This is a genomic window from Bradyrhizobium sp. WSM4872 (assembly GCF_055811715.1).
In genome coordinates this window covers 69,648-88,643 of the sequence record NZ_JBVVPT010000012.1, presented here as the reverse complement: position 1 = coordinate 88,643, position 18,996 = coordinate 69,648, and the positions used below count along the sequence as shown (strand labels likewise).

Below are 18,996 nucleotides of genomic sequence, written 5' to 3'. Positions count from 1 at the left end.
GGCTGCAAGCATCACCCCATGTCCGCGACGGTCGTTCCCCTGCCGCCGAACTCGTCGTCCGAAACCACCGACTTCCTGCGGCGCATGGCCAGCATGGTGTCGGGGCGGAACGGCGAGATGCTGCTGCGCGCGGCCGCGCTGATCGAGTCGCTGACGCAGCGGGCGATGTCGGCGGAACGCCTCTATCACCGGGAGCACGAAGAGAACACGCGCAACAGCGAGCTGCGCGAGGCCGGTGAGATGGCGTCCGACGCCATGGTCAAGCAAATCGACGGGCTCCGCAGCCAGCTTGCCGAGGTCACCGCGGCCGCGGCGGCCGAGCGCGCGGCGTTCGATGCCGAGCGCGGCAAGCTGCTCGGCTTGATGCAGCACGCCGAGAGCCATATCGGCCAGCTCACAAGCGAGCTGGAAACGCTGCACGCCTCGGTCGACAGCCTCAACGAGACCGCCATCTCCGTGCCGATCGAGGTGCTGCGGCTGGCGCGCACCCAGTTCGATTTCCTCTCCGCCGGCTTTGCGCGCAAGGGCGACGTCATCTCGCAGGCGATGAGCGAGATTGGCGGTTTTGCCATCGACCAGGCGCTGACCGTGAAGAAGGCCGATCCCGCCTGAGGCGAGCCGCCGGTTTGCGTCAATTTGACAGCGCGCAGGCCTGTTGTTCTACTCACTGAAAATCACGGGGGAGGATCCGATGCCGACGGCATTCCGCGTCGCCATGGCGCTCTGCATTTCAACGCTGTTCGTCGGCATTTACGCCAACGCGCAATCGCTTCCCAGGGAAGTCGCCACCCGCGCCGAGATCTACCCGATCCCCTCGCTCACCCTCTCCGACCAGCAATTCCTCAGCGGCGACGCCGCGGCCGGAAAGCCGGTGACGGTCGCCGGAGAACTCCGCGTGGCGCAAGGCGGCGGAAAACTCCCCGTCGTGGTGCTGATGCACGGCTCGAGCGGCGTCGGCGCCACCACCGAAGCCTGGGTGCACGCGTTCAACGCCATGGGCATCTCGACCTTCGTGATCGACGGCTTTACCGGCCGCGGGCTGACGGTGGTGGGGCCGAACCAGGCCCTGCTCGGCCGGCTCAACCTCGTCATCGACATCTATCGCTCGCTGGAGATCCTCGCAAAACATCCCCGCGTCGATCCAGATCGCATCGTGCTGATGGGCTTTTCACGCGGCGGACAAGCGACGCTCTATGCGAGCCTCAACCGCTTCCACAAGCTCTGGAACAAGTCCGGCATCCAGTTCGCCGCCTACATTCCGTTCTATCCGGATTGCTCGACGACCTATCAGAACGACACGGACGTCGCCGCGCGCCCGATCCGCATCTTCCACGGCACCCCCGACGACTACAATCCCGTCAAGAGCTGCAAGGCCTTCGTCGAGCGGCTCAAGACGGGCGGCCGCGACGTGGTGCTGACCGAATATCCCGACAGTGCGCACGGCTTCGACAGTGGGCTGCTCGGCCTCAAGACGGTTGCCGTGTCCACGGGTGCGCAGACCGTGCGCAATTGCCAGATCAAGGAAGGCGATGGCGGCGTGCTGATGAATGCCGATACGAAAGCGCCGTTCACCTACCAGGATTCCTGCGTCGAGCTCAATCCGCATGTCGGCGGCAATCCAGCGACAGCCGCCGAGTCGCGCAAGGCCGTGGAGGGATTTTTGCAGGCGCTGTTCAAGCTGAGCTGAGAAGCAGCTCGGCCTGCATGGTTCGAGACGCCGGCTTTGCGGGCTCCTCACCATGAGGGTCTGACTTCTTGCCGCACAACAAGACCTCATCCCTGAGGAGCCCGCGAAGCGGGCGTCTCGAAGGATAGCCACAACGAACCTTCCCTACGGCTCGCCCGCCTTGAACGGCTCCTGCTTGTCCGGCGGCACGGTCTCCTCCGCCATTGCCAGCAGCATCGCGACCATCACGTAATTGCCGGCGACCGCGGTGAGATCGACGATCTGCTGATCGTTAAACGCCTTCTTCGCCCGCGCGTAGGTCTCGTCAGAAACCTTCCTGGTCGTGGTGAGCTCGGTGACGAAGTCGTAGACGACGGCCTCGTCCTCGGCCATCTTCGCAGGCCGCTTGTTGGCCTTCAGCTCCGCGATGATGTCGGGCGACAGGCCCGCCTTCGCGGCGAGCGGCGCATGGGCGTACCACTCCACCTGCGAGCGCCATTGCCGCCCGATGATCAGGATCGCGAACTCGTTGAGTTTTGTCGGGACCGCGGTTTCCCAGCGCAGATAGTGGAACAGGTCGAACAGGCGCTGGCCGAGCACCGGGCTGCGGATCATCGGATTGTAGGGACCGCCGATGCCGACGCTCGAGACCTTCATGATCTGCTCGCCGAGCGGCTTCTGCTTGGCGTCGAGTTGGTCCATCGTGAGCTGCGGAAAGCGCGGCTCCTTGCTGGTCGCGGGACCGACAAACATCGTGGCGGCGAGCCAGCCGCCCGTGGCGGCAAGCGTGAGCGACGACAGCCAGAGCGGCGTTGAGTTCATGTTGTCCTCCCGGTTTTTTCTTGACCCGGAGGATGCTAGTCGAGCGGCGCCCGCGCGGGTGCGCTAGATCGCGCCGATCTCGGCAAGGCAGGCTTGCGTCAGCGGCATGCGCTCGCCGACCAGACGCGGCTCCTTGCAGTCCATATTGAGCGCGAACACGGTGTGCGCTTCGCCCTTCTCGGCCCAGCCCACCATCCAGCCAAGCGACGGCTCGCCGCGCTCGGCGCCAAGCAGCCCGGACTTGGCGCGAATGACGCTATCGCCGACCTTGGTCACCGGCAGGATGTCAGCGACGAGATCCTGGCTGCGTTTGGAGATCGGCAGCGCGCGGCGGCGCAGCCGGTCGACGAAATCGACCTGCTCGACCGGATCGATGCGCAAGGCGCCGGTGAGCCAGAACTGGTCGATGCCGCCGCCGATGTCGCGGTTGCCATAGTCGAACAGATCGACATATTTCTGCATACGCTCTTGCCCGATGCGGCGCGCGATCTCCTGATAGACCGGCACCGCGCTCACGAGAATCGCGCTGCGCAGCGTGTGATCCTTGTTCCAGGCCTCGATCGGACGCTTCACGCGATCCCAGGGAAATACGTCCTTGTCGGGATCGGCGACGACGCCAGTTTCGAGCGCGATAAGCGAGTTCGGTATCTTGAAGGTCGAAGCCGGCAGCTTCGCCTCGCCCGAACGTTCCTTGTCGCTCGCAACGATCAGATAATCCTCGACCTTGTAGCCGACGAACGTCCCGGCCGTGCCGAGGTCGGTGAAGCGCTTTGCGAGGCTGTCACGAATCTCGTTCCGCGGCGGCGCGACATGGGCGAATCCGCGCGATGGCAAAGCGCAGCTGCAGCGAGAAGGCCGAGGGTGGAACGGCGGGTGAGCACTGGCGTGTCCGTTTACGCGATGAAGAAGGCCCGACCATGCAACCGCTTTCGTGGTGAAACGATGACAGCTACCGCCTCCCCGACAGCCGCAGCACGAACACCAGCACTTCGGCGACGGCCTTGTAGAGGTCGGGCGGGATCTCCTCGCCGAGTTCGACCTTGGAGAGCGCGCCGGCCAGGATCTCGTTCTCCTCGATCGGAATGTCGTTGGCCTTCGCGATCTCGACGATTTTTTCGCCGATCGTGCCCTTGCCCTTGGCGACGACGACGGGCGCGTTGCTGCCCTTCTCGTAATGAAGCGCAATCGCAAGCTTCGACGGGTCGCTCATGTGGCGCGATCCAGGAAGTGGCCAGCGCGGGCCGGAGTGGGCTGTGGCGGGGTGCCATCGCGGACCAGGATGTCGCCGGGCTTGAGCTCGGCTCTGGTCAGGGCCTGGTTGAGCTCACCGATTCCGGCGCGAAGCTGCTGTGCGGTCGTCGGCCGCTCCGCCCACATCCGCACGAAGGTCTTGTCACCGTTGAGCATGATCAAAGCGTGCACGGGTCCGGCCGGCTCGACGTTGAGTGTGAACCGCGCGCGCCAGGCGCGCCTGGCGGGGTCGGCGGATTCATTGCCGCCGTCGCGCGAGATCTCGAACTGCGCCATTGCCGTCCCCTGCGGCGTAGCGAACGGAATCTCGAAATTCCAGTGCGGCACGGTCGGATCAATCCTGTGACCGCTGGCGTCGGTGCGATCGGGGAGCGAAGCAACCTGCAGCAAGGTCTGGCGCGCGATCGCGGCATCGGTGTCGTCGAGCAGGCGATGCACGGTCGCAGCGAGCGGCGTATCTGGTACGAGTGACGGCGAGGCGATGTATTGCGGCGACGGCAACGCTCCGCGAACCGGTGGTGGCGTCGCGCGCGCGGCGGCTTCGAAAAAATGTCCGTCGGGCACGGCTTTGTTCGAGCCCGGCAAATTACCCGTCATGCGCGGCAGGTTTTGCGTGAGCTCTTGCAGGAGGCTCGCGGCAAGGCCTGCGGTCATGGCCCGCGGCACCGCGGGCTGCGGAGCACTGCCAGCGATGTCCGCCAACACAGAGGCCGCGAGATTGACACTGTGCGGCATTTGCGGTGGTTGGGCGATCTCGGGTTCGGTTGTGGGCAATGCGGCCTGCGTCTGCGCGGCAGCAAGCTGCGGTGTCGCCACGGTACCAGCTGGAAGGGCGGCACCTTGCGCCTGTGGCGCGGTCGCCTCGAGCGTCGTCAGCGTCTGGCGCAGCACCAGCAGCGCGGCTTTCAAATCCGGCATCGTTCCGGAGGACGGAGTCACGCCTGCGGCGAGCGAGGCCTCGAGGAGCAGCCCGGACTTCTGGAACGCGGATTCGATGTCGCCGCCGTCGAGCCCGGTGTTGAGCGGCGTCTGCTGCGCCAGCACGCCCAGCATCGCCTGCTTCAGCCCCACTGGAAGATCGCTGCCGGTGACGACCGCGGCCAGATTGGCGAACAGCGGCGCCTGGCTGCCCTGCTTTGTGACCGCCTCGGCCGAGGCCGTCGTGACAGCAGCTTGTTCGGACGGGGTCAGGGTGTTGCGGGCCGCGCCCGCTGACGGCGCAATCGGCGGGCTGTCCACCAGGGAGGCCGCAGCCGGCGTCAGCGTGACCTGATCGGCGGTCGCCTCGCCTGCCCCGCCCATGACGGCGAGCCGGATGGTGCCGCCGTTTTGCGACACCGCAAGCTGGAGATTTTGTCCCGGTGTCAGCGCCACCTCGGACATCACATCCATCGAGAGGTTGGCGATCGCGATCCGCACCAGATTATCGGCGAGCACGCTGACGACTCTTGCGTCGACCACGCTGCCGGCCTGCAGCACAAGATCGGGCGTCGCCGCGTCAGCAACAGGGCTGGCGGCACTGACGGGAACGATCGAACTTATCGGCGTTGGCATCGCGAGGGGCCCGGGAAGCGCAGGTCCTACCCTAAGGCCGCCTCGTAAACCTCTCGTTAAGGACCTCCGACCCCAGGCGGCCTCACCGCGGTCAAAACCGCCACGGCAGCCTCGAAATCCCGCAGGCGGGCGGCGCGGCGGCCGGCCGCTTCGTCGTCCACGCCCCATTTCTCGGCATTCCAGTCCTCGTCGACATAAGCCGCCGCCCAGACCTGATTGGCGTCGCGCACGCCATGGGCCAGTGCCAGCGCCAGCAGCGCCGAGCCGGTCAGGGTGGTGATCACGTGGAGGGCGGCGATCGACCAGGCATCTCCCGGCAGCGCCGCACGCGCGGCCTGGAGCGCCTCCTCCGGCTGCGTCACATGCATGACGCCTTCGGACAGGATGAAATGCGCGCCCAGCGTCTCCGCGGCCCAGAACAGCACGGGATCCCAATGCGCGGCCTCCCGGGCGACAAGTCCCTCGGGATGGCCGGCGCGATAGAACAGCAGATCGGACTGAAGATATTTTGCAAGGTCGTCCGTGACGAGATCGACGCGGTCGACGACGCCCTCGACCACGCTGTTGGCGATCCGCGTCAGCGGCATGGTCAACGGATTGATCGTCTCTTTCTGATCCGCCCATTCCGCGGCCACTGCGTGGGCTAGCGCGCGCGAGGGGATCACCACCTGGCGGCCAGAGGGCGTTCGGACCGGCTTGCCATCGAGGGTGATGGCGAAGCCGCCCTCGGCCTCGGTTACCCGAACCTCCTTATAGAAACGCTTGCGCAACGGCACGCGCAAGGCCTGGCGGACCGCCTCTTGCGGATCGAGCGGGGATCGCCCCGCAACTTCATCGAACAATTCGCGCATCTGGTTTTCGGCCCTGATCACTCAATGCTAGGCTTGTAAGGTAAGAGCGGCGACCGATAAAGCGAGCGGCAGGTATGAGGGAACTTGCGGGCATTGTGGCTCTGTTCGCCGGGTTTTGGCCGGCCGCGGCGCAGGCCGGATTTCGGACTCCGGAATCGGTGGTCCGCAATGTCTACGCTCATTACGGCCAGGGCGCGCCGGAGCTCTCAAAAGGCCTGCCGCGGGATGCCGCCACCGCCCGGCAATTCTTCGACCCCTCCTTGCGCAAGGTGTGGTCCGCGCCGCGAGTCGAGCCCTACGATTTCCTGGTGCAGAGCCCGAGCTGGAAGCTCGGCCCGGTCGCGATCGCGGTCGTTCGCAGGCAATACGACAAGACCTATGTCGCGGCGAATTTCGACAACCGCGGCCGGCCGCTCAGGCTGAACTTCATCCTGGTGAACGGCCCGGAGGGCTGGCTGATCACGGATGTCGAGAGCCCGCACGACAGCTTGCGGATGTTTCTCGAGCAGTTTCGGAATTGAGGTAGGTCTATCCGATCTGCCGCTTCGTCGGCTGCTCAGTTGCTTCGATGGAGCGTCTTTGAGGTGCGGCAGGTTGCGTCAGCATGTCCCGGCAGGTAACACACAAGAAGAGACTTCTTCCGCCGAGATCCCGGCCAAGCGCCTCCCGTTCCGTCGGCGGGAACGGCCAAAGTCACGGGACCAAGGCCGTCGATCTGGCCAAGGCAATAGACGTTGCGCGCGAGAGCCACTAAAGGTTGGAAAAGAACTGGTGGACGATCAATGCCGGTGAGTTTCACTGATGGCCGCCACAGTCGACGTCAGACCGGGCTAGTTTTGGTTGCTCCCACCATGTCATGGGCACGAACGAGTCAGCTTTGGATGATTTGCTAGAGGATGGACCAGGAGACATCGAGCAAATGGCTATTGCAGCCGCTAGAGGAATGGTCGGGAAATAAGCAGCCCGTCAGGTCCGTTCTGTTGGGCATTTTGGTGTGTTCCGGCGCCATCATGATCCTCTTGCACGGGATCGGGCTCGGATCGTGGTCAAGCGCCGCGGTGCTAATTTGCCCGCTGGTCGGTCTTGTCGCCATGGGCCACTTCCGGAATACGATCTGGGATTCCGTTTTCCTCCTGTTCGTGCTTTGGCTTGGCATTTCTACCGTCGTCAACGGCCCAGGGCCTCTGAAGGAGGAAGCCCTACTTATCCTCGCCCTGGCGGCTTATCCCGCAGCTCGGTTGTCTGGCACGACCGGGCGGCCATTTTTCGCGGTGCTCGGTCTGGTCGGGTTCCTTGGCCTGGCGTGCATCGTAGTGGCGCTCCGAGATCAATGGAGCGATCTCCACGGGAAACCATTGGTCTTCGGCACTTTTGATGCCGCTCCGGCCCAGATTCCGTTTGCTTTGCTCTTCTGCTGGCTGGTCTCGTCGCCTCACACCTCAATCGCTTATGGTTGGTTATCGGCTACATATCTGCCGGCGTGGTATTTGCCATCTTGGCGGCGTCACTCCTGCGTTTTTCCATTGTGGCGCTGCTATGCACGTTAGCCTGCGAAGCTGCTATCTCTCGCCGCACGCGAGCTAAGGCACTCGTCGCAATCTTGGTGGTTTCGACCTCCTGGGCCGCCGGGTACTATACTCGCGTCGCTACCGCCGAGCGTCTCGCCGTCGCCATATCGGCGTCTCCTCCTGCTGAGGTGGGCTCTCCTGCTGAGGTGGGCGCTCCTGCTGAGGTGGGCGCTCCGGGCGAGCTCGGTCCTCGGAGTGAGGTCGGTCCTCGGGGTGAGGTTGGTCCTCAGGTTCAGGTCGGTCCTCGGGGTGAGGCCGGTCCTCAGGCTGAGGCCGGTCCTCGAGGTGAGGCCGGCACAGCGGCGTGCGGCGACCTAAAACAATATAATTCTGTCCTGACACGAAAGAAGCTCATCAGCGACGTAGCCAGCGCGATACCTCGCGCGGGGATCTTTGGTCACGGCCTTTCGAGCTTCACCCAGATGACGTGCCTAGGCATGGAAACCCACCTCAGCCTTGCCCAGGTTGTCATTGAGTTCGGATGGCTGGCTGGCGTGCTGCTTGGATTTATAGCGCTTGGAGCGCTTGCCATGACCGCTCGCCTGGAACGAGCCGAGGCCAGATTTGCCTTCATGGGTTTCCTTTTCGTGGCAATGCTAAGCTTTGCTCATGGCGATCTGGCGCGAGACGGGCTGCTTTTCCTGTTCTTGGGCTACCTCGTACGAATTTCGGAGCCGCAACCGTAGCAGTGGCGTCTGACCGGTTTCGCAAGGCGGTACGAATGAACGTAGCCAGCCAACTTGCGCGCCATACTTGATTACTCTTCCGGCGCGTTCTCGATCGGATCAAACCGGCTCGCATCGAGCCCGAGCAGGTTCCATGACTGCTGCATGTGCTGCGGCAGCGGCGCGGTGGCATCAATGAAGCCGCCGCGGGGATGCGGGATGACGATGCGGCGCGCCAGCAGGTGCAGCCGGTTTTGCAGGCCGCCCGGCAGTTGCCAGTTCTCGATATTGAAATATTTGGGATCGCCGACGATGGGGTGGCCGATATGTTCCATGTGGGCGCGCAGCTGGTGGGTGCGCCCCGTCACCGGCTTCAGCGACACCCAGGTCAGCTTGTTGCCGGCGGTCTCGACCACCGCATAGTACGTGACCGCGTGGCTTGCGCCCTCGTCGCCATGCTGGGCGATGCGCATGATGGTGTCGTCTTCGCTCTCCTCCTTGGCAAGGAATGTCGAGATGCGGCCCTGCTTCGGTTTCGGTAGCCCCGGTACCAGCGCCCAATAGGTTTTTCGCGCCGACCGCGAACGAAAGGCGCCGGTCAGATGCGAGGCGGCAAAGCGGGTCTTGGCGATCAGGAGACAGCCCGACGTCTCCCTGTCGATGCGGTGCACGAGGCGCGGCTTCTGGCCCTTGGAGTCGCGCATCACCTCGAGCATCTGGTCGATGTGTCGCGTCATGCCCGAGCCGCCCTGCACGGCAAGTCCGGCCGGCTTGTTCAGCACGAGAACGTCGTCGTCCTCGTAAATCGTCATCTCCTTCAGCGCCGCAAGTGTCTTTTGCGCCGCCTCCGACTGCGGGTTGGGTGCCTTCGGCGTGTCGAGCTTCAGCGGCGGAATGCGGACGCTCTGGCCCTCCTCCAGCCGGTCCTTGCTGTCGACGCGCTTGCCGTCGACGCGCAGTTCGCCTTTGCGAACGACGCGCTGAATGTGGGAGAACGACAGGCCGGGAAAGTGCGCTTCAAGGAAGCGATCGACGCGCATGTTGTTCTCGTCGGCCGTCACCTTGACGGTCTGCACTTTGGTCGGCAGCAATGCCTCGACGGGCTTTGCCGGTGCAGCCTTTTCCGGTTCGGCTTTGGGCGCGCGCCGCTCGACGCGCTCGCTGGCAAAGCGCGGCGCCTTCGCGCCCGGCTTGCCGCCCGGCCGCAGCCCAGCAGGCTTCGCGCTGCGCGCCTTGAACGGGCGCGCCTCCTTGCGCTCATCGCGCGAACGGGGCTTTGGATCGGTTCTTTTGATGCGGCGGCTCATGGTGCCTGCCTAGCTCAAAAGCGGCCTCGCGTCACGGCGAAATGGCGATTTTGGCTTCAGCCACCCCGCTCCTTGCGCAACTTGGCCCAATAATCCAGCCGCTTCCTGATCTCCCGCTCGAACCCGCGGTCCGGCGGGTCGTAGAAGGTCTGGCGGCCCAGGGCTTCCGGGAAGTAATCCTGGCCGGAGAAGGCGTCGGGCGTGTCGTGGTCGTATTCGTAAGATGCGCCGTAGCCTTCCGACTTCATCAGCTTGGTCGGCGAGTTGAGGATATGTTTCGGCGGCAGCAGCGAGCCGGCCTGCTTTGCGACCTGCATCGCCTTGCCGAAGGCGGTGTAGACGGCATTCGATTTCGGCGCGGTGGCGAGATAGACCACCGCCTGCGCGATCGCGAGCTCGCCCTCGGGGTGACCGAGGAAGTCGAAAGCGTCCTTGGCTGCGTTGGCGATGACCAGCGCCTGCGGATCGGCAAGCCCGATATCCTCGACCGCCATGCGCACGACACGGCGCGCCAGGAACAGCGGATCCTCGCCGGCGTCCAACATGCGCGCGAGATAATACAGCGCGGCATCGGGATCGGAGCCCCGCACCGACTTATGCAGCGCCGAGATCAAATTGTAATGGCCGTCGGCCGACTTGTCGTAGATGGGCGCGCGGCGCTGCAAAATCTCCTGCAACTGCGCGGCGTCGAAAATCTCGTCCTTGCGCGCGGCGCGCCAGACTTCCTCGACGAGCGTCAGCGACGCGCGGCCGTCGCCATCGGCCATGCGCACCAGCACGGCGCGCGCTTCCTCGTCGAGCGGCAGCTTGCGGCCCTCGATCTCCTCGGCATGCGCAAACAGCTTTTCGATCGCGGCCGCGTCGAGCGAGCGAAACACCAGCACGCGCGCCCGGGACAGAAGCGCCGCGTTGAGCTCGAAGGACGGATTTTCGGTGGTGGCGCCGACCATCACCACCGTGCCGTCTTCCATGACGGGCAGAAACGAATCCTGCTGGGCGCGGTTGAAGCGATGCACCTCGTCGACGAACAGCAGCGTGCCCTTGCCCATCTCGCGGCGTGCGCGCGCGGCCTCAAAGGCCTTCTTCAAATCGGCGACGCCGGAGAACACCGCGGAGATCTGCTCGAAATGCAAATCGGTGGCGTCCGCGAGCAGCCTCGCGACCGTGGTCTTGCCAGTGCCGGGCGGGCCCCAGAACACCAGCGAGCCCAGCGTGCGCGTCTCCAGCATGCGCGTCAGCGCGCCGTCGGGACCCAGGATGTGATCCTGGCCGACGACCTCCGAAAGCGCGCGCGGCCGCAGCCGATCCGGCAGCGGATGCGGAGCCTCGTGATCGAGCCCCGCCGCGGCGAAGAGAGTTGGCGTCTCCTGTGGTCGCTTCGGACTCATCCGCCCAGCGTGACGTTGATCTGCTGGCCGCCACGCACCAGCGTGATGCGCCAGATGCGCTGGCGCTCGGCCGCCGCCTTTTCGAGATCGCTGGTCTTGCTGATCTTCTGGTTGTTGACGGCCAGGATGACATCGCCCTTCTGGAAGCCGACATTCGCGGCCGCGCTGTCGCCGCCGAGATCGGTGACCACGACGCCTTCGGTGTCGGCGTCCAGATGCAGCTCGTCGGCGAGCGCCGGGGTGATGGTCGAGACCTTCGCGCCCTGGAGAGGCGAGCGCGCGGTGATGACGAGCTCGTTGCGGCCGGCATCGGGCGCGGCGTCCAGCGCCACCGTCAACTTGACCGGCTTGCCGCCGCGCTGCACGTCGATCTGCGCCGTGCCGCCGAGCGGCCGTGTGGCGAAGCGATAGTCGAAGGCGTTTGGATCATCCACGGTCTGGCCGTCGATCGAGACGATCAGGTCGGAGGATTTCAGCCCGGCCTTGGCCGCCGGTCCGTTCGGAACGACGCTTGCGACCAGCGCACCGGTCGGCGAACGCAGGCCGAGACTCTCGGCGATCTCCGGCGTCACCGCCTGCAATTTCGCCCCGAGCCAGGGTCGCTTCACCGCCTTGCCGCCGCCCTTCGCGGAGGCGACGACGACGCGCACCATGTTGGCGGGGATCGCGAAGCCGATGCCCTGCGAGCCGCCGGAGCGCGAATAGATCGCGGTGTTGATGCCCGCGAGCCTGCCGTTCATGTCGACCAACGCGCCGCCGGAATTGCCAGGATTAATCGCCGCGTCGGTCTGGATGAAAAACTGGTAGTCGGTGATACCGACCTGCGTGCGCGCCAAGGCCGAGATGATGCCGTGAGTCACGGTCTGGCCGACGCCGAAGGGATTGCCGATCGCCATCACGACGTCGCCGACCATCAGCTCGTCTGAATTGGTGAATTCGAGAGCCGGAAACTTCTCCTTGGTGTCCTTCAGGCGCAGCACCGCGAGATCGCTGCGAGAGTCCTTCAGCACGATCTCGGCCTCGAACTCACGCTTGTCCGACAGCGACACCTTGACCTGGTCGGCGCCTTCGATGACGTGGACGTTGGTGACAACGAGTCCCGACGCATCGACGATCACGCCCGAACCAAGCGAGCGCTGCACCTGTTCCTGTTGCTGGCCGGGCACGCCGAAGAAGCGGCGGAAGATCGGGTCGTCGAGCAGCGGGTTGCGATTCTGCACCACCTTGGCGGCATAGACGTTGACGACCGCCGGCTGCACCCGCTGCACGATCGGCGCATAGGACAGCCGCAGTTCGGCGGGCGAGGACGGCACTCGGCGGTCCTGCGCGGCGGCCGGATTGAAATTGGCCGAAAAGGCTATGCACAGTGCCGTGACGACGGCGCTCCAGGTCGATCGAAACATTCCTACCTCTTGGAAAAGACGCCGGAATATAGGCGCGTTCGCCCGCCAATAGAAGGGCGCCCGGCGCGATATTCGACCCCCTTTTTGGTGTGTCCCGCCTGCAAGCTCTGCGTGCGAAATTGCAATTTGCCGGGGCTGCCGATTGGCATGATGTGCGTCATCTTGCATGGTGGTGCTAGGCGGATTCGGTTGCGGCGAATTTACACCAGTGGGAACCGCGCAACCGGGCGCAGCGTCGCGGAGCAGTCATCGATCGTACCTAGGCTCTCCGCCAGCGACTTGGGAAGTTCGTCAACCGATGGAGTCATGACGTGAGCAGGACAAGAATTGCAGCCACAGCGATTGGTCTCGCCGCCGCGCTGGCAGCCTCGCAGGCCCAGGCTCAATCGGCGAGCAGCAGCGACCAGGAGATCGCGCTCCTGAAGCAGCAGTTGAAGATGCTGGAGCAGAAGCTCGACAAGCTCCAGAGCCAGACCGCGGCGAACACTGCCGCTGCAGCAAAGGCCAGGACCGAAGCCAAGGCGGATGCGAAAGCTGAGGCGCGGTCCGAAGCGAAGGCCGTCGTCGCCAACGCCAACGCGGCGATCCCGCTCAAGGGACCGGCGCCTGCCTCCGGCGTCCTCGTGACGATGCCGAACAATCGGCCGACCATCTGCACTGCCGATGGGGCAAACTGCGTCGGGATCACAGGTCGCGTGCATTGGGACGCCGGCGGCTACGACTATCGGCCCAACACGGCCGCAACCGTGCCGCAGAAACTCGATAGCGGCGAGAACGTCCGCCGCGCGCGCATCGGTCTCGCCGGCAAGTTCTTCAACGACTGGAATTTCGCGCTGGTCTACGACTTCGGCGGCTCCTCCGACGGGTTTGGCGGCGCAGCTCCGGGTTCGCTGCCCGGCGGCGGCGTCTCCGGCATCGAGAACGCCTATCTCAGCTATACCGGCCTGAAACCGTTCGGCGGCAAGATGGCCATCGAAGGCGGCATCATGGACCTGCCCTACACTCTCGATGAAGCCACGAGCTCCAACGACATCATGTTCATGGAGCGCGCCTCGGCCGGCATCATCGCGACCAGCATCGCCGCGGGCGACTTCCGCTCGGCTGTCGGCACGCGCTGGTACAACGACCAGCTCTGGATCGGCGGCTACGTCACGGGGCCCTCGACCGGCGCGATCCATTCGGCGTCGAGCGCAGCACCGAACGGTGCCTCCGAGCAGTATGGCGCCGTCGCCCGCGTTGCCGGCCAGGTCGTCAGCGGCAAAGACTACTCAGTCCATCTCGGCGGCAATGCCGAATGGCTGATCCAGCCGTCGCGCAACATGGTGACGGGTGCGCAGACGGTGACGCTTAACGATCGTCCGGAACTGCGCATCGATCCCACGGCGCTCGCCACGACCGGCGCAATCGCCAATGCCTCCGGCGCGCAGGTCTACAGCGTCGAAGCGGCCGCCACTTATGGACCACTGATCCTGCAAGGCGAGTATTTCTGGTACAACATCGATCGCAGCGCCAACACCGGCCTGCCGCCGCTGGGTGCGCCGAGCCTCAAATTCCAGGGCGGCTACGCGCAGGCCGGCTACGTGCTGACGGGCGAGGGTCGCAGCTATAATGCGGCGAATGCGGCCTATGGCGGCGTCAAGCCGGCGCACCCGTTCTCGCTCGAGGGCGGCGGCTGGGGCGCGTGGGAAGTCGCGGGACGCTTCTCCACGATCGACCTCAACGATCAGCTCGGGACCGCCACCGGCATCGCGGGCGGCCGGCAGACCGTCTACACGGCGGCGCTGAACTGGTACGTCAACGGCAACGTCCGTTTCATGCTGGACTATCTGCATGGCACGGTGTCAAGGCAGGCCTCGCCGATCTCGACCGCCGATGTCGGCTCGAAGTTCGATGCGGTCGCGATGCGGACGCAGTTCGCGTTCTAGGTCTCGCCTGTCGTCCCGGGGGCGCGCAAAAAACGCGAACCCGGGACCCAGCACCTGCAACACTTTCGAAGGAGACAAGCCATGAAGGCCGTCGGCTACAAGAAATCGCTTCCGATCGAGGATCAGGACGCGCTGTTCGATTTCGAGACCGCCAAGCCCGAACCCAAGGGCCGTGATATCCGCGTCGCCGTAAAGGCGATCTCGGCCAATCCGGTCGACTACAAGGTGCGCAAGCGCGCCGCCCCGCCCGAGGGCGAGACCAAGATTCTGGGCTATGACGCGGCAGGCGTGGTCGATGCCGTGGGGCCTGACGTCTCGCTGTTCAAGCCGGGCGATGAGGTATTTTACGCCGGCTCGATCCTGCGCCAGGGTACCAATTCCGAATTCCACCTTGTCGACGAGCGTATCGTCGGCAACAAGCCGAAGAGCCTGTCGTTCGCGCAGGCCGCCGCCCTTCCCCTCACCTCCATCACCGCCTGGGAGCTGTTGTTCGATCGGCTCGGTGCGGTGCCCGGCAAGAGTGTCGATCCGCGCACGCTCTTGATCACCGGCGGCGCCGGCGGCGTCGGCTCGATCCTGATCCAGCTCGCCCGCCGCCTCACCGGCCTCACGGTGGTCGCGACCGCGACGCGGCCGGAATCGCAAAAATGGTGCCTCGATCTCGGCGCGCATGCGGTGATCGACCACGGCCAACCGATGAAGGAGCAGATCGAGAAGCTCATGCTGCCGCCGGTCGCGCTGGTGGCGAGCCTCACCTTCACCGACCAGCACTACAAGAGCATCGCCGACTTCATGGCGCCGCAGGGCAGGTTCGGCCTGATCGACGATCCCCCGGAATTCACTGTGAGCGCGTTCAAGGGCAAGGCAATTTCGGTGCATTGGGAATCGATGTTCACGCGCTCCTCGTTCCAGACCGCCGACATGATCGCGCAGCATCATCTGCTCAATGACGTCGCCGACCTCATCGACAAGGGCGTGCTGCGCACGACGCTCGACCAGACCTTCGGCACGATCAACGCGGCCAATCTCAAGCGGGCCCACGCGCTGCTCGAGAGCGGCAAGTCGCGCGGCAAGATCGTGCTGGAGGGGTGGTAGGTCTTAGCTCGAAGCGGGCGCCGCATTCGTCTCAGGCGGACGCGTCGCCCGCTCGATAAAGCCCTTGGCGAGCGCGTGGTAGATCCCCTCCTCGCAGATCATCCGCGATGTGGCATGTGCAATCAGGGCGGCGGCCATCAACGGCACCACCATGGCGTGGTTGTCGGTCATCTCGGTCACGATGACGAAAGCGGTGATCGGCGCCTGCACCACACCGGCAAAATACGAGACCATGCCGAGCAACATGATCGCACCGAGCGGAGCGTCGTGGAAGAAGGACGCGATATTGCTGCCGAGGCCGGCCCCAACGGCGAGTGACGGCGAAAAGATTCCGCCGGGTATGCCACTGATTGCCGCGAAGGTGGTGGCGAGAAGCTTGAGGATGCCGAAGTCCTGCGGCAGCGGTGCGCCCTGCTCCAGGGCCGTCTTTACCTGCTGGTAGCCTGTGCCATAGATCGTATCGCCGGAGACGATGCCGCAGATCGCGACTGCGAAGCCGCACACGAGCGCAAACCACAACGGGTGGCGCTTGACCGAACGCCCTAACGGATGGGCGAAGCCGCGCGCCATCACGATGACGATACGGCTGAAGACGCCGCCGGCCACGCCACCAACCACGCCACACACCGGAACCGCCAGCCAGTCGGCACCAGGGGCTAGCGACATCGCACTGCTGCCGAAATAGGCGTAATTGCCCATCAGCGCGAGCGAGGTCAGACCGGCCGCGATCACCGCTGCGATGATGAGACTGCTGGTACGTGTCTCGAAAGCACGGCTCATCTCCTCGATGCCGAAGACGATCCCCGCCAGCGGCGTGTTGAAGGCGGCCGCGACGCCGGCGGCCGCGCCGGCCAGGATCAATCCGGGCTGGCGGCGGGGCGAGACGCGTCCGAGCGCGAACATGATGGAAGCGCCGACTTGAACGCTCGGTCCTTCCCGGCCGACGGAGCCACCGCATAGCAGGCCGAACAAGGTGAGGATCACCTTTCCGATCGCGATCCGGATCGAGACCAGCCTCTCGCGCGCCGCCTGGTCGGTCAGATGCCGCGCAGCGATCGCCTGGGGAATGCCGCTGCCCTGTGCGTTCGGGAACAGCCGGGTGGTCAGATAGGCCGAAAGCATGAAGCCGAGAGGTGTCACCGCCAGCACGGCGTAGCGCGACTTGGCCAACACCAGCGCGAAGGCGTGCTGGGCCAGATCGGCGAGCTGGGCCAGCACCACCGCCGCGGCGCCCACCCCGATCCCACCGAGCACGAAGATCGCCCGCCGCTGCCATCGCGCGGATGTCAGCCTGAACAGGCGTTTGTGGCGGGTCGACAGGGGCCAGAGCATGAAGCCGAGGTTTAGCCGGTCCCGCCGCGAATTGAAGAGGCAAGCGAGCAGACCAGCTAGACTGGAACCGCGCCCTCGACGAACATCAACCGTCGCTCCAGCGCCGTCTGCCGCAGCTTCAGCGCTTCGGCGTATTCCGGCGAGGCGTACCATTCGCGCGCGCGTTTCATCGATGGAAACTCCACGATGATCATGGTCTTAGGCGGCGGGCCGCCCTCCACCACCTCGGTGGCGCCGCCGCGGACGAGATAGCGGCCGCCATATTGCGCGATGGTTGCAGCAGCCAGCGTGCGATAGGCTCCATTGCGGCCTGATCGCGCGCCTCGACCTCCGAGATCACATAGGCCGGCATGAGCTGATCTCAGGCAATCGTGTTGACGATGCCGCCTTCCGCGCGCAGCGCCGCACCGTTGGTCGCGGAGGCTTCCTTCGAAGCTGCATAGACCACCATGTTGGCGATCTCGTCGACGCTGGCAAAGCGCTGGAGCAGCGAGCTTGGGCGATGCTGCTTGACGAAATTGGCCGCGGCCTCATCGACCGACTGGCCGTTCTGCTTGGCAAGATCCTTCACGAACGTCTCGACACCTTCCGACATTGTCGGGCCTGGCAGCACGGAATTGACGGTGACGCCTGTGCCGCGTGTGAGCTGCGCCAGGCCGCGCGCGACCGAGAGCTGCGCCGTCTTGCTCATGCCGTAGTGGATCATCTCGACGGGAATGTTGAGCCCGGACTCCGAGGAGATGAAGACGATTCGGCCCCAGTTGCGCTTGAGCATGCCCTTCATGTACGCGCGCGAGAGGCGCACGCCGCTCATCACGTTGACCTCGAAAAAGCGGCTCCAGTCCTCGTCCGGAATGTCGAAGAAGTCCTTCGGCTCGAAGATGCCGGCATTGTTGATGAGGATATCGACGTCTGGCAGCGCCGCGGTAAGCGCCTTGCAGCCGGCAGCGGTCGAGACATCGGCGGCGATGCCGCGGACCTTTCCGCCCGCTCCCTCCAGCTTGCGCACGGCCGCATCGACCTTGTCCTGGCCGCGTCCGTTGATCACGACGCTCGCACCCGAGCCGGCAAGGCCTCTGGCGATGGCGTGGCCGATGCCGGCGGTCGAGCCGGTCACGAGGGCGGTCTTTCCGGAAAGGTCGATCTTCATGCTATGTCTCCATTAGAGCTGACGGAGATATCGTGAGCTGCAAGGGCGCGTGCAATCGCTCCTCACCGACGCGTGAGGATTCAGTTGTGAGGCGGAAGCGTCCTGAGAAACGCGACGATAGCATCGAGATCCTGGGCCGTCATGCTGGCATAGGCAGCATAGGCCATCGGCGGCTTCAGTTTGTGGCCGTCGCGTGCAATGCCTTGTGTAATCGCACGTTTGATTTCGTCGTCGCTCCACCCGCCGATGCCCGCGGCTGTATCCGCGGTGATGTTGGGAGAGACGGATTCACCCCACGGCCCCTTGAACGTCCGACCGCCCTTGCCGCTTGCTCCGGCGAAATCGTGCACGGCGGACGGGCCGTCCGGCGTGTGGCATTCCAGGCAATGGGCGATGGTCAGGAGATAGCGCCCACGCGCGAGCTTGTCGGACAGCTCAGCCTCGCTCGCTTGCTTGCCGGCGTAGGTCGGCATCTCCGGCTTCAGCATGATGCGGTACTCCGGCGCCGGCGTCTCGTGATGCACCGACGGCACCGAGTGCAAATAAGCTGCGAGCGCGTCGAGATCGCGGGTGGTGAGCACGGTGTAGAACGCGGTCGGCATGATCGGCGCGACCCTGGTTCCGTTCGGCCTGACGCCGCTGACGAGAAACCGCCTCAGCTCCGCGTCGGTCCAATTGCCGATGCCGGTGTCCTTGTCCGGTGTGATGTTGGAGCCAGAGACCTTGAAGGCGGGCTCGTCAAAAACCTGGCTGCCGCCGGAGAGCGCGCGAGAGAGATCGAGCCCTTGCGGCCCTCGCGGCGTGTGGCAGTTGTGGCAAACCATCACGCTGTTGACGAGATAGGCGCCGCGCTCGACCAGCGTCTCGCCAGAGGCCGGCGACATCAGCAGCGCCAGCGCAATCCCTGACACAATCCTCATCGAGAGCCCCCCGGCCGGAATCGCGTTCAACGAAACGATGCGCGGTATGAGATGCAGCCGCGCCAACAAAAAAGCGGCGCCCGAAGGCGCCGCTTTCTG

17 protein-coding genes and 2 pseudogenes are annotated in these 18,996 nt (G+C 64.9%); 7 read left to right on the top strand and 12 right to left on the bottom strand.

Annotation, left to right across the window (positions count from 1 at the left end):
* The first annotated feature begins 18 nt into the window (after positions 1 to 18).
* Positions 19 to 612 carry a hypothetical protein gene (locus tag AC0L3C_RS18405; RefSeq protein ID WP_473408626.1) on the top strand — a complete coding sequence of 198 codons (594 nt, stop codon included), beginning with the start codon at positions 19 to 21 and terminating at the stop codon, positions 610 to 612.
* A 79-nt stretch (positions 613 to 691) separates the two neighbouring features.
* The gene (locus AC0L3C_RS18400) at positions 692 to 1,687 is read left to right on the top strand and encodes a dienelactone hydrolase family protein (protein ID WP_473408625.1); all 996 of its coding nucleotides are present in this window, start codon (positions 692 to 694) and stop codon (positions 1,685 to 1,687) included.
* A 144-nt stretch (positions 1,688 to 1,831) separates the two neighbouring features.
* On the opposite strand, the gene AC0L3C_RS18395 is transcribed toward AC0L3C_RS18400, so the two are convergent.
* From AC0L3C_RS18395 to AC0L3C_RS18375, 5 genes and pseudogenes are all read right to left on the bottom strand, one after another.
* A complete protein-coding gene (locus AC0L3C_RS18395) occupies positions 1,832 to 2,488 on the bottom strand; it encodes a carboxymuconolactone decarboxylase family protein (RefSeq protein WP_473408624.1) in 657 nt (218 codons plus the stop codon).
* A gap of 63 nt (positions 2,489 to 2,551) precedes the next feature.
* Positions 2,552 to 3,369 (bottom strand): annotated as a pseudogene (locus AC0L3C_RS18390) (penicillin-binding transpeptidase domain-containing protein).
* A 68-nt stretch (positions 3,370 to 3,437) separates the two neighbouring features.
* On the bottom strand, positions 3,438 to 3,698 hold the full coding sequence (locus tag AC0L3C_RS18385; RefSeq protein ID WP_007603059.1) for an EscU/YscU/HrcU family type III secretion system export apparatus switch protein: 261 nt from the start codon (positions 3,696 to 3,698) through the stop codon (positions 3,438 to 3,440).
* A complete protein-coding gene (fliK, locus tag AC0L3C_RS18380; protein ID WP_473408623.1) occupies positions 3,695 to 5,293 on the bottom strand; it encodes a flagellar hook-length control protein FliK in 1,599 nt (532 codons plus the stop codon). The genes AC0L3C_RS18385 and fliK overlap by 4 nt, the downstream gene beginning before the upstream one ends.
* 56 nt (positions 5,294 to 5,349) lie before the next feature.
* Positions 5,350 to 6,144, bottom strand: coding sequence for an ATP12 family chaperone protein (locus AC0L3C_RS18375; protein WP_473408622.1), 795 nt, complete (start codon positions 6,142 to 6,144; stop codon positions 5,350 to 5,352).
* Between the two features lie 74 nt (positions 6,145 to 6,218).
* On the opposite strand from AC0L3C_RS18375, the gene AC0L3C_RS18370 reads away from it, so the two are divergent.
* The 3 genes from AC0L3C_RS18370 (at position 6,219) to AC0L3C_RS18360 (ending at position 8,398) form a co-directional block, all read left to right on the top strand.
* Complete coding sequence (locus AC0L3C_RS18370; protein ID WP_473263964.1) at positions 6,219 to 6,665, top strand: hypothetical protein; 447 nt, start codon at positions 6,219 to 6,221, stop codon at positions 6,663 to 6,665.
* A gap of 375 nt (positions 6,666 to 7,040) precedes the next feature.
* Positions 7,041 to 7,691: a hypothetical protein gene (locus AC0L3C_RS18365; RefSeq protein WP_473408621.1), complete on the top strand. Its 651-nt coding sequence runs from the start codon at positions 7,041 to 7,043 to the stop codon at positions 7,689 to 7,691.
* Positions 7,692 to 8,149: 458 nt separating this feature from the next.
* A complete protein-coding gene (locus tag AC0L3C_RS18360) occupies positions 8,150 to 8,398 on the top strand; it encodes a hypothetical protein (protein ID WP_473408620.1) in 249 nt (82 codons plus the stop codon).
* Positions 8,399 to 8,469: 71 nt separating this feature from the next.
* On the opposite strand, the gene AC0L3C_RS18355 is transcribed toward AC0L3C_RS18360, so the two are convergent.
* Genes AC0L3C_RS18355 through AC0L3C_RS18345 form a run of 3 tightly spaced genes read right to left on the bottom strand, consistent with a single transcriptional unit; the run spans position 8,470 to position 12,475 of the window.
* Positions 8,470 to 9,684 carry an RluA family pseudouridine synthase gene (locus AC0L3C_RS18355; protein ID WP_473408619.1) on the bottom strand — a complete coding sequence of 405 codons (1,215 nt, stop codon included), beginning with the start codon at positions 9,682 to 9,684 and terminating at the stop codon, positions 8,470 to 8,472.
* Positions 9,685 to 9,740: 56 nt separating this feature from the next.
* Positions 9,741 to 11,072, bottom strand: a complete 1,332-nt coding sequence (locus AC0L3C_RS18350; RefSeq protein ID WP_473263971.1) for a replication-associated recombination protein A — start codon at positions 11,070 to 11,072, stop codon at positions 9,741 to 9,743.
* Positions 11,069 to 12,475, bottom strand: coding sequence for a DegQ family serine endoprotease (locus AC0L3C_RS18345; protein ID WP_473263973.1), 1,407 nt, complete (start codon positions 12,473 to 12,475; stop codon positions 11,069 to 11,071). Before AC0L3C_RS18345 ends, AC0L3C_RS18350 begins: the two co-directional genes overlap by 4 nt.
* Positions 12,476 to 12,786: 311 nt before the next feature.
* Between AC0L3C_RS18345 and AC0L3C_RS18340 the strand changes: the two genes are divergently transcribed.
* Both AC0L3C_RS18340 and AC0L3C_RS18335 read left to right on the top strand, forming a co-directional pair.
* Entirely contained in the window at positions 12,787 to 14,400 is a 1,614-nt protein-coding gene (locus AC0L3C_RS18340) for an OprO/OprP family phosphate-selective porin (RefSeq protein ID WP_473263976.1), read from the top strand.
* An 81-nt stretch (positions 14,401 to 14,481) separates the two neighbouring features.
* Positions 14,482 to 15,495, top strand: a complete 1,014-nt coding sequence (locus tag AC0L3C_RS18335; protein ID WP_473263977.1) for a zinc-binding alcohol dehydrogenase family protein — start codon at positions 14,482 to 14,484, stop codon at positions 15,493 to 15,495.
* A gap of 3 nt (positions 15,496 to 15,498) precedes the next feature.
* On the opposite strand, the gene AC0L3C_RS18330 is transcribed toward AC0L3C_RS18335, so the two are convergent.
* From AC0L3C_RS18330 to AC0L3C_RS18315, 4 genes and pseudogenes are all read right to left on the bottom strand, one after another.
* Entirely contained in the window at positions 15,499 to 16,827 is a 1,329-nt protein-coding gene (locus tag AC0L3C_RS18330; RefSeq protein WP_473408618.1) for a chloride channel protein, read from the bottom strand.
* A gap of 56 nt (positions 16,828 to 16,883) precedes the next feature.
* Positions 16,884 to 17,179 (bottom strand): annotated as a pseudogene (locus AC0L3C_RS18325) (DUF1330 domain-containing protein).
* Between the two features lie 9 nt (positions 17,180 to 17,188).
* Entirely contained in the window at positions 17,189 to 17,977 is a 789-nt protein-coding gene (locus tag AC0L3C_RS18320) for an SDR family NAD(P)-dependent oxidoreductase (protein WP_473263980.1), read from the bottom strand.
* A gap of 80 nt (positions 17,978 to 18,057) precedes the next feature.
* A complete protein-coding gene (locus AC0L3C_RS18315) occupies positions 18,058 to 18,897 on the bottom strand; it encodes a c-type cytochrome (protein ID WP_473263981.1) in 840 nt (279 codons plus the stop codon).
* Between the last annotated feature and the right edge of the window lie 99 nt (positions 18,898 to 18,996).